Annotated in this window: 8 protein-coding genes; 4 read left to right on the top strand and 4 right to left on the bottom strand. The window is 64.4% G+C overall.

The features are described from left to right. Positions 1–204 precede the first annotated feature (204 nt). Complete coding sequence (locus tag ACK4FJ_RS05670) at positions 205–1,215, top strand: adenosine deaminase (protein ID WP_409764855.1); 1,011 nt, start codon at positions 205–207, stop codon at positions 1,213–1,215. On the opposite strand, the gene ACK4FJ_RS05665 is transcribed toward ACK4FJ_RS05670, so the two are convergent. Beyond that, positions 1,208–2,113: a LysR substrate-binding domain-containing protein gene (locus ACK4FJ_RS05665; RefSeq protein WP_409764854.1), complete on the bottom strand. Its 906-nt coding sequence runs from the start codon at positions 2,111–2,113 to the stop codon at positions 1,208–1,210. The two genes, ACK4FJ_RS05670 and ACK4FJ_RS05665, sit on opposite strands and share 8 nt — an antisense overlap. A gap of 136 nt (positions 2,114–2,249) precedes the next feature. Between ACK4FJ_RS05665 and ACK4FJ_RS05660 the strand changes: the two genes are divergently transcribed. Together ACK4FJ_RS05660 and ACK4FJ_RS05655 are read left to right on the top strand one after the other, a co-directional pair. Then, positions 2,250–3,443, top strand: coding sequence for an acyl-CoA dehydrogenase (locus ACK4FJ_RS05660; RefSeq protein WP_409764853.1), 1,194 nt, complete (start codon positions 2,250–2,252; stop codon positions 3,441–3,443). 34 nt (positions 3,444–3,477) lie between these two features. Beyond that, positions 3,478–4,698 carry a CaiB/BaiF CoA transferase family protein gene (locus tag ACK4FJ_RS05655; RefSeq protein WP_409764852.1) on the top strand — a complete coding sequence of 407 codons (1,221 nt, stop codon included), beginning with the start codon at positions 3,478–3,480 and terminating at the stop codon, positions 4,696–4,698. Positions 4,699–4,710: 12 nt separating this feature from the next. On the opposite strand, the gene ACK4FJ_RS05650 is transcribed toward ACK4FJ_RS05655, so the two are convergent. Further along, positions 4,711–5,682, bottom strand: a complete 972-nt coding sequence (locus ACK4FJ_RS05650) for a hypothetical protein (protein ID WP_409764851.1) — start codon at positions 5,680–5,682, stop codon at positions 4,711–4,713. A 240-nt stretch (positions 5,683–5,922) separates the two neighbouring features. Further along, a complete protein-coding gene (locus ACK4FJ_RS05645; protein WP_409764850.1) occupies positions 5,923–6,600 on the bottom strand; it encodes a response regulator transcription factor in 678 nt (225 codons plus the stop codon). A gap of 295 nt (positions 6,601–6,895) precedes the next feature. Here ACK4FJ_RS05645 and ACK4FJ_RS05640 point away from each other — a divergent pair, with 295 nt between their 5' ends. After that, entirely contained in the window at positions 6,896–7,372 is a 477-nt protein-coding gene (locus ACK4FJ_RS05640) for a hemerythrin domain-containing protein (RefSeq protein ID WP_409764849.1), read from the top strand. A gap of 79 nt (positions 7,373–7,451) precedes the next feature. Here the strand turns inward: ACK4FJ_RS05640 and ACK4FJ_RS05635 are convergent, their stop codons facing one another. Next, complete coding sequence (locus ACK4FJ_RS05635) at positions 7,452–8,345, bottom strand: DMT family transporter (RefSeq protein WP_409764848.1); 894 nt, start codon at positions 8,343–8,345, stop codon at positions 7,452–7,454. Positions 8,346–8,390 lie beyond the last annotated feature (45 nt).

Here is an 8,390-nt window from a genome sequence, read left to right as displayed (position 1 = left end):
CCGGGCCAGAAGATCGCGATCAGGCCGAACAGCAGGGCGGCGATGCCGCGCAGCACGATCAGCCACCACAGGCGGCGCGGCATCGGGGCGAAACGGCCCGGCGGCATGCGTTCGACCATCGGTTTCCTCGTGGGTTGCTCCGGGGACAGTATAACCCTGCCAGTTGCGATTGTCGCCTGCGCGGCGGCGCGCTAGGTTTGAACCATGAGTGACCTGACCGCCTTCATCGAAGGCCTGCCCAAGGCCGAATTGCATGTCCATATCGAGGGCACCTTCGAGCCCGAGTTGATGTATGCCCTGGCCCAGCGCAACAAGGTGCCCTTCCGCTATGCCTCGGTGGACGATCTGCGCGCTGCGTACCGCTTCGGCAACCTGCAGGATTTCCTCGACCTGTATTACCAGGGCATGGGCGTGCTGCAGACCGAACAGGACTTTTATGACCTCGCCATGGCCTATCTGCGCCGCGCGGCGAAACAGACTGTGCGGCATGCGGAAATCTTCTTCGATCCCCAGGGCCATACCGACCGCGGCGTCGCCTTCAAAACGGTGATCGACGGCCTGACGCGCGCGCTGGATGACGCGCGGCGTGAGCTGGGCCTGAGCGCCAGCCTGATCCTGTGTTTCCTGCGCCATCTCGACGAGGAGAGTGCGTTAAAAACTCTGGAAGAGGCGCTGCCCTGGCGTGAGCGTTTCATCGGCGTCGGCCTCGACTCATCGGAAAAGGGCCATCCGCCGGCGAAATTCCAGCGCGTCTTCGCCAAGGCGCGGGCGCTCGGCCTGCATGCCGTGGCCCATGCCGGCGAGGAAGGCCCGCCAGACTATGTGTGGGAAGCGCTCGATCTGCTCAAGGTCGAGCGCGTCGATCATGGCAACCGCGCGCTGGAGGATGAAAAACTCACGGCGCGGCTGGCGGAACTGAAAATGCCGCTCACCGTATGCCCGCTCTCCAACCTCAAGCTCTGCGTCGTGCACGACATGAAGGATCATCCGCTGCGCCGCATGCTGGGGGCCGGGTTGGTGGCGACGCTGAATTCCGACGACCCGGCCTATTTCGGCGGCTATGTGACCGAGAATTACATCGCCGTGCAGCAGGCGCTGGATTTGAGCCGTGACGAGATCGTCACGCTGGCCGGCAACGGCTTCCGCGCCGCCTTCCTCGACGATGCGACGAAGCAGAAGCATCTGGCGGCATTGCAGGCCTATTGCGCTAGCTGACCTGCGTCTTCACCGCGCCCACCAGCCAGTCGCGGAAGGCGCGCAGGGCTGGATCGTTGCGCCGTGCTTCCGGATAGAACAGGCAATAAGCCTGCTTGCTATGCAGCAATTCGGGAAAGGGCGCCACCAGGCTGCCATCGGCCAGTTCCTGCTCGACGAAGAAACGCGGCACGATGGCCGCGCCCAGGCCCACCACGGCCGCCTGCACCACCATGGCGAACTGGCCGTAACGCGGCCCCAGCGGTACCGGCGGGCAGGCCACGCCCACCAGCGCGAACCAGTCGGCCCAGGCCGAGGGCCGCGTCGATTGCTGGATCAGCGGAATCTTGAACAGGTCTTCCGGTTTCTTGATGCGCTGGCTGGCCAGCAGCTTTTTCGACAGCACCGGCACCAGGTCTTCCTCGATCAGCTTGTCGACCACGGCGCCGGGCCAGACCGGATCGCCGAACGAGATCGCTGCATCCAGCGGCTCGGCGGCGAAATCGAAGGTCTCGATGCGGGTCGGCAGGTTGATGGTGATCTGCGGATGCTTGGCGGCAAAGCCGGGCAGGCGCGGGATCAGCCAGCGTGTGCCGAAGGTGGGCAAGGTTGCGATGTTCAGCGTGGCGTTGCCGCCGCGCGCGGCCATGGTGTTCACCGTGGCGGTGCCGATACGGCCCAAAGCCTCCTGCAATTCGCGGGCATAGGCGGCGCCGGCCGGCGTCAGCACCACGCGCTGGCGGATGCGCTCGAACAGGGTGAGGCCGAGGATGTCCTCCAGCAGCTGCACGCGCCGGCTGATCGCCGCCTGGCTGACATTCAGCTCCTTCGAGGCGGCGGTGAAGCTCTCGTGCCGGGCGGCGGCCTCGAAGGCCATCAGGGCGGAAAGGGGCGGCAGGAAACGGCGCGACAGGGCCAAGATGATAACCTCCGATTATCAAGTAATAGCGAGAATTCGTTTGCCTGCCAATCGCCGGTCTGACAGCTTGCCGGGCCAGAGCGAGGGGCTATGTCCCCCTGCAAGAGAACCAGAACCACCGTCCGAGGATATCGCCATGAACGCGCAAGCCCCTGCCGCCAAAGCCGTTTTCAAGTGGGAAGACCCCTTCAACCTGGAAGCCGAGCTGACCGAGGACGAGCGCCTGATCCGCGATACCGCCCGCGAATACTGCCAGTCCAAGCTGTTGCCGCGCGTGAAGGAAGCCTTCCGCGAGGAAAAGACCGACCCGGCGATCTTCCGCGAGATGGGGGAGCTGGGCCTGCTGGGTTCGATGATCGAGGGTTATGGCTGCGCCGGCGCTTCCTATGTCGCCTATGGCCTGGTGGCGCGCGAGGTCGAGGCTGTCGATTCCGGCTACCGCTCGATGATGAGCGTGCAGTCCAGTCTGGTGATGTATCCGATCTACGCCTATGGCACCGAAGCCCAGCGCGAGAAATACCTGCCCAAGCTGGCCTCGGGCGAATGGATCGGCTGCTTCGGCCTGACCGAACCCGACCACGGCTCCGATCCGGGCGGCATGAAGACCCGCGCCAAGAAGGTGGCCGGCGGTTATGAGCTGACCGGTGCCAAGATGTGGATTTCCAACTCGCCGCTGGCGCAGGTCTTCGTCGTATGGGCCAAGACCGAAGACGGCATCATCCGCGGCTTCATCCTCGAGAAGGGCATGAAGGGCCTGTCGGCGCCCAAGATCAACGGCAAGCTCAGCCTGCGTGCCTCGATCACCGGCGAGATCGTCATGGACGGCGTGTTCGTGCCCGACGAGAACCTGTTGCCCAACGTGCAGGGCCTGAAGGGGCCGTTCGGCTGCCTGAACAGCGCGCGTTATGGCATCGCCTGGGGCGCCATGGGCGCGGCCGAGGCCTGCTGGCACCAGGCGCGCCAGTATGTGCTGGACCGCAAGCAGTTCAACCGCCCGCTGGCGGCCAACCAGATCATCCAGCTCAAGCTGGCCAACATGCAGACCGAGATCGCGCTGGGCCTGAATGCCGCCCTGCGCGTCGGCCGCCTGCGCGATGCCGGCAAGGAAACGCCGGAGATGATCTCGCTGATCAAGCGCAACAACTGCGGCAAAGCGCTGGACATCGCCCGCATGGCGCGCGACATGCACGGCGGCAACGGCATCCACGAGGATTATCACGTGATGCGCCACCTGGTGAACCTGGAGACGGTGAACACCTACGAGGGCACGCATGATGTCCATGCGCTGATCCTCGGCCGCGCCCAGACCGGCATCCAGGCTTTCTACTAAGCCCGTCGTCACGGTCGGAAACGGAGGCGCCGGCATGCGCGCGCTGGACGATATCCTCGTGCTCGACTTAAGCCGTGTGTTGGCCGGGCCCTGGTGCACCCAGAACCTGGCCGATCTTGGCGCCACCGTGATCAAGGTGGAAAAGCCGGGCGAGGGTGACGACACGCGCAAATGGGGTCCGATCTACCTGAAGGACCCCGAGACCGGCGCGCGCGCCGATTCCGCCTATTATCTCGCGGCCAACCGCGGCAAGCGCTCGATCACTGTCGACATGGCCGCCGAAGAGGGCCAGCAGATTCTGCGCGACCTCGCGGCCAGGGCCGATGTGGTGGTGGAGAATTACAAGCTCGGCGGCCTGAAGAAATACGGCCTGGATTACGACAGTCTGTCGAAGATCAATCCGCGCCTGGTCTACTGCTCGATCACCGGCTTCGGCCAGACCGGCCCCTATGCGCCGCGCGCCGGCTACGATTTCATCATCCAGGGCATGGGCGGATTGATGAGCGTGACCGGCGAACGCGACGGGCTGCCGGGTGGCGGCCCGCAGAAGGCCGGCGTGGCGCTGGCCGATGTGATGACCGGGCTTTATTCGACCATCGCCATCCTCGGTGCGCTGAACCAGCGGCATCGTTCCGGCAAGGGGCAGTATATCGACATGGCGTTGCTGGATGTGCAGGTGGCGGCGCTGGCCAACCAGGCGACCTATTACCTGGTCGGCAATGAAGTGCCGCAGCGCATGGGCAACGGCCATGCCGCCATCGTGCCTTACCAGAGTTTCCCGACCTCAGACGGCCATGTGATCATCGCGGTCGGCAATGACGGGCAGTTCGCCAAGCTGGCCGACGAACTGGGCCATCCGGAATGGAAGACCGATCCGCGCTTCGCCACCAATATCGAGCGCCTGCATCATCGCGCCGAAGTGGTTGCCGCCATCGAGACGGAAACGAAAAAGCGCACCATCGACGATCTGATCGCGGCGCTGGAAAAACGCCAGGTGCCCTGCGGGCCGATCAATACGGTGGACCGCGTCTTTGCCGATCCCCATGTGCAGGCGCGCGGTTTGCAGAAAACCGTGCCGCATACGCAGCAGGGCACGCTGCCCAGCGTGGCCAGCCCGCTGCGCCTGTCGGATTCGCCGGTCAGTTACGACCGCGGCCCGCCTCTGCTGGGCGAGCATACCGACGAGGTGCTGCGCGAGGTACTGGGCTTGGACGACACCAAGCTCGACAGCCTGCGCAAGGCCAAGGTCATCTGATCATCTGACGCTTCAGCCGGCGCGGGCCGGCCGTGCCGCTTTGGTCTGCCTTTGCGCGACGCGCGGCCGGCGGCCGTAATTGCGGTTGGCGCCGCTTGCCACCGACACCAGTTGGTTGATCGGCCGGGCCAGCGATTCCTCCTTCGGCCGCGAGAAGAACAACTCGGCATGGAACAGGCCATCGGCTTCCTTGCCGGCCGCGCTCAGGCCGCGCTTGGCCAGTGCGTCCAGCGTGCCGCGCATTTCCTCCTCATCGTGGAAACGCCGCTGCACGAAGGTGGCGCCTTCGAATTTCTGCGTCACCAGGCCCTGGCGGGCCAGAGTTTTCGCGATGTCGCCGTAATCGAACATCCGCAGCACGAAGGAGGCGACCCAGGGCGCCTCGCCGTTGGCGGTGCAGACGGCGAGTTTATCGAAGGTCTTGTTGGTGACATAGCCGACGCAGCCGGTCGATACGATCAGGTCGACTTCCGACAGCAGCTTGGCTGCATCGGGCGGAATCTCGCCGCTTTCCAGGTCGGCGACGATGCCGTGATCCAGGATGCCGCAATGCAGGCCGTAGGCCACCGCCTGCGGCGAGATGTCGAGGCCGATCACGCGGATGTCGCGCTTGCGCGGCCAGGACGCGAAATAATGCCGATCCAGCGCCAGGATCTCGTCGGAACCGAGCTGCTGATAGGTCAGGATGTCGTAGCGCTCGGTCAGGTGGTCGTAATCGATGGCATATTTCATCAATGCCGCATTCACGCCGTAGGAACAGCCCAGGTCGAGCACGGTGATCGGCCCGCCCTTGGCGCGCTGGCGCGCCTCGATCAGCTGGTCGAAGACCGGCCGGGCCAGATGCGGAATCACATAGCCGAGCGCACCCAGCGTGCGGAAATAGGCGCGCGGATCGGGCTGCACATAGATCGCGGAGAAATCCGCCTTGCTGCGGTTGATGTCGGAAAAATCCGTGGTGGCGGCGGCGATGGCAGTTGCGGACATGGCGGCTTCCCCTCTGGTGATGGCGGGCACGGATCGCCCGGCAGCAAAAAATGGCCGAAAGCTGTCTGCCGTGACCGGCATCCAGGCTTTGACGATGCTGCTTTTTCGTTTACGCGCAGAGGATAGCCAAAAGCGGATGCCGAACGCAAAGATTGCGGCACGCTCGCGCAGATTATCGCGCTATGTTCGCGAATATTTCCGTTCTGTCCGGTGCATGATCGGAGCTGATTCGGAATCAGCTCAGAGTTTGAGGCGATAGCCGAGATTCTCTTCCGTCACCAGGCGCTTCGGCTGGTCGGGATTGTCTTCCAGTTTCTGGCGCAGGCGCCAGATCAGCACGCGCAATGTGGCGCGCGACTGGTCGTCGTCGCGTTGCCACAATTCGCGGGTGATGTCGTCGAACAGCACGATCTGCCCGGCATAATCGAACAACAGGCCGACCAGACGGTTTTCCATCGCGGTCAACCGTATGGCGTTGCCCTTGTGCCAGATCTGGGCGCGGCTGCGGTCGATGCGGAAATCGCCCAGCTCGTCGCGGTTGTTGCCCGGGTTGGCGCGGCGCAGCACGGCGCGCACGCGGGCGATCAGTTCGGCGACATCGAAGGGCTTGGTGATGTAGTCGTCGGCGCCGTTCGACAGCGCCTCGACCTTGGCATTGCGGTGTTCCTCGCCCGAGACCACGATGATCGGCACGCGCGAGCGCTTGCGCACGGCGGCGAGCACGTCTTCGCCCCGCATCATCGGCAGGCCGAGGTCCAGCAGCATCAGCTGCACCGGCTGGGTTTCCAGCGCGGCCAGCGCCGCATCGCCATTGCCGGCTTCGCCGACGCGGTGTCCGGCGGCTTCCAGGATGCCGCGCATGGTCTGCCGCATCGAAGCTGAGTCTTCGACAATAAGGATATATTCGCCGGTCGGCATAACGTCGCTTCCCCGTTTTTCCTGACGGGGTATTACGCCAGGTCGCGGCGCAAGTAATGTAGACGTACTGCTACGTTACCGGATTTCTATCTGTCTGCGGCCGAATTCGGCACCGGATTACAGATTTGTAATCCGGTGCCGGTGCGAGGTCGCTGCCGGGCGGGCGGCTTTCCGGGCGACATTTGTCACAGCGGCGGGCGGGAACAACTGCCCAGACAGGCTGTTAGGCATGCATCGCTGTCACGGCAACAGGATTTCGACCAGCCCAGCTTCCATTTGCCGGAAAGGATGCCCCATGCCCGAGATCACCGCCCTGTTGCGCCAGGAACATGACGAAGCCCTTACCCTTGCCGACCGGCTCTGCCAGGAGGAAGACGACGCCAAGGCCCGGCGCGAAATCTTCCATCAGCTCAAGGAAGCCCTCATCCTGCATTCCCGCGCCGAGGAAGTCGCCGTCTACGAGGCGCTGAAAGACTGCAAGGACGACGAGGAAGCCGTGAAGATGGGCCATGAAGGCTATGTCGAGCACGCCCTGGTCGATTACCTGTTCGAGAAGCTGACGCGGTCCAGTGCCACCACCAGTCCATCCTGGAGCGCCCATGCCATGGTGCTGAAGGAACTGCTCGAACACCATGTGGAGGAAGAGCAGGGCGAGGCTTTCGATCTGCTGAACAAGCATTTCGACGCACCGGAGCGGGAAAAGATGGCCGAGGCCTTCCTGGCGGCCAAGGAAACCGCCGCCGCCGGCAAAACGCCACGCAGCGCCGCCTAGCTTCGGAAGCGGTCCTGGCGCATCAGCCGTATCGTCAGGACCGCGCCGCCATCATGATCGTGCCATCATGATCGTGCCATCATGATCGTGATTGGGGCGCGTTCACCAGCCAGATGCCGAAGGCCACCAGCGCCAGGGCGCCGAGCAGGGTGAGGGTGAGCGGCTCGTTCAGGTACAGCGCGCCGCCGGCCACGCCGAAAACCGGCGTCAGGAAGGAAAAAGCCGACAGCCGCGAAACCGGATACCGCGTCATCATCCAGAACCAGGCAAGGTAACTCACCGCCGCCACTGCCACGGTCTGGAAGGCCAGCGAGCCGATCACGAAACCCGTGGCCGGGATGGCCAGGCTTTCGCCGCTGAACAGGGCGGCCAGCAGCAGTATCGGGCCGGACACGGCAAGCTGATAGAGCAGCGTCTTGTAGGGGCTGACCAGCCGCAGTTTCGAGCCTTTGATCAGCAGGGTGGTGGCCGCCCACAGGATGGCGGCCGCCACCATCAGGGCGTCGCCCAGCATCTCCTGTGGCTGCGGCGCCTGCAGGCGGCCGGCAAAGGTGAGCACCACGCCCAGGAAGGCCAGCATCAGGCCAAGCCACTGCAGTCGCCCGATGCGCTCGCCCGGGATCAGCAGATGCGAACCCAGCGCCACCCAGAAAGGCGCGGTATACAGCAGGATCGCGGCGCGTGAGGCGGTGGTGAGCGTCAGGCCGTAGAATAACAGGCCGAATTCGGTGCCGAACAGCAGCCCGGCACCCAGGCCGGGCCACAGGCTGCCGTCGCGCTGCCACAGCGGAATGCGGCGCCAGGTCATCCACAGCCAGACCAGCAGGGCCGCGCCGACCGAGCGCAGGCCGGCCTGCAGCAGCGGCGAGACGAAATCGGCGGTGATCTTGATCACGACCTGCTGGATGCCCCAGCTCAGGCAGAGAACGGTCATCAGGCCGATGGCGAGGCCATCGAGGCGGGAATGTTGCATGCTTGTCTGCGGCGGCAAGACGGGATCGGGCCGGAAGTATAGGCT

This window comes from Ferrovibrio sp., from assembly GCF_046297595.1.
Taxonomy (GTDB): domain Bacteria; phylum Pseudomonadota; class Alphaproteobacteria; order Ferrovibrionales; family Ferrovibrionaceae; genus Ferrovibrio.
The sequence above is the reverse complement of the archived record's forward strand: the minus strand, read 5'-3'. Positions and strand labels throughout refer to the sequence as shown.

Coding starts and splice junctions, on each gene's coding strand:
- ACK4FJ_RS05660 (WP_409764853.1), top strand. CDS start 2,250: ATGAACGCGCAAGCCCCTGCCGCCAAAGCCGTTTTCAAGTGGGAAGAC.
- ACK4FJ_RS05635 (WP_409764848.1), bottom strand. CDS start 8,345: ATGCAACATTCCCGCCTCGATGGCCTCGCCATCGGCCTGATGACCGTT.
- ACK4FJ_RS05645 (WP_409764850.1), bottom strand. CDS start 6,600: ATGCCGACCGGCGAATATATCCTTATTGTCGAAGACTCAGCTTCGATG.
- ACK4FJ_RS05670 (WP_409764855.1), top strand. CDS start 205: ATGAGTGACCTGACCGCCTTCATCGAAGGCCTGCCCAAGGCCGAATTG.
- ACK4FJ_RS05640 (WP_409764849.1), top strand. CDS start 6,896: ATGCCCGAGATCACCGCCCTGTTGCGCCAGGAACATGACGAAGCCCTT.
- ACK4FJ_RS05655 (WP_409764852.1), top strand. CDS start 3,478: ATGCGCGCGCTGGACGATATCCTCGTGCTCGACTTAAGCCGTGTGTTG.
- ACK4FJ_RS05650 (WP_409764851.1), bottom strand. CDS start 5,682: ATGTCCGCAACTGCCATCGCCGCCGCCACCACGGATTTTTCCGACATC.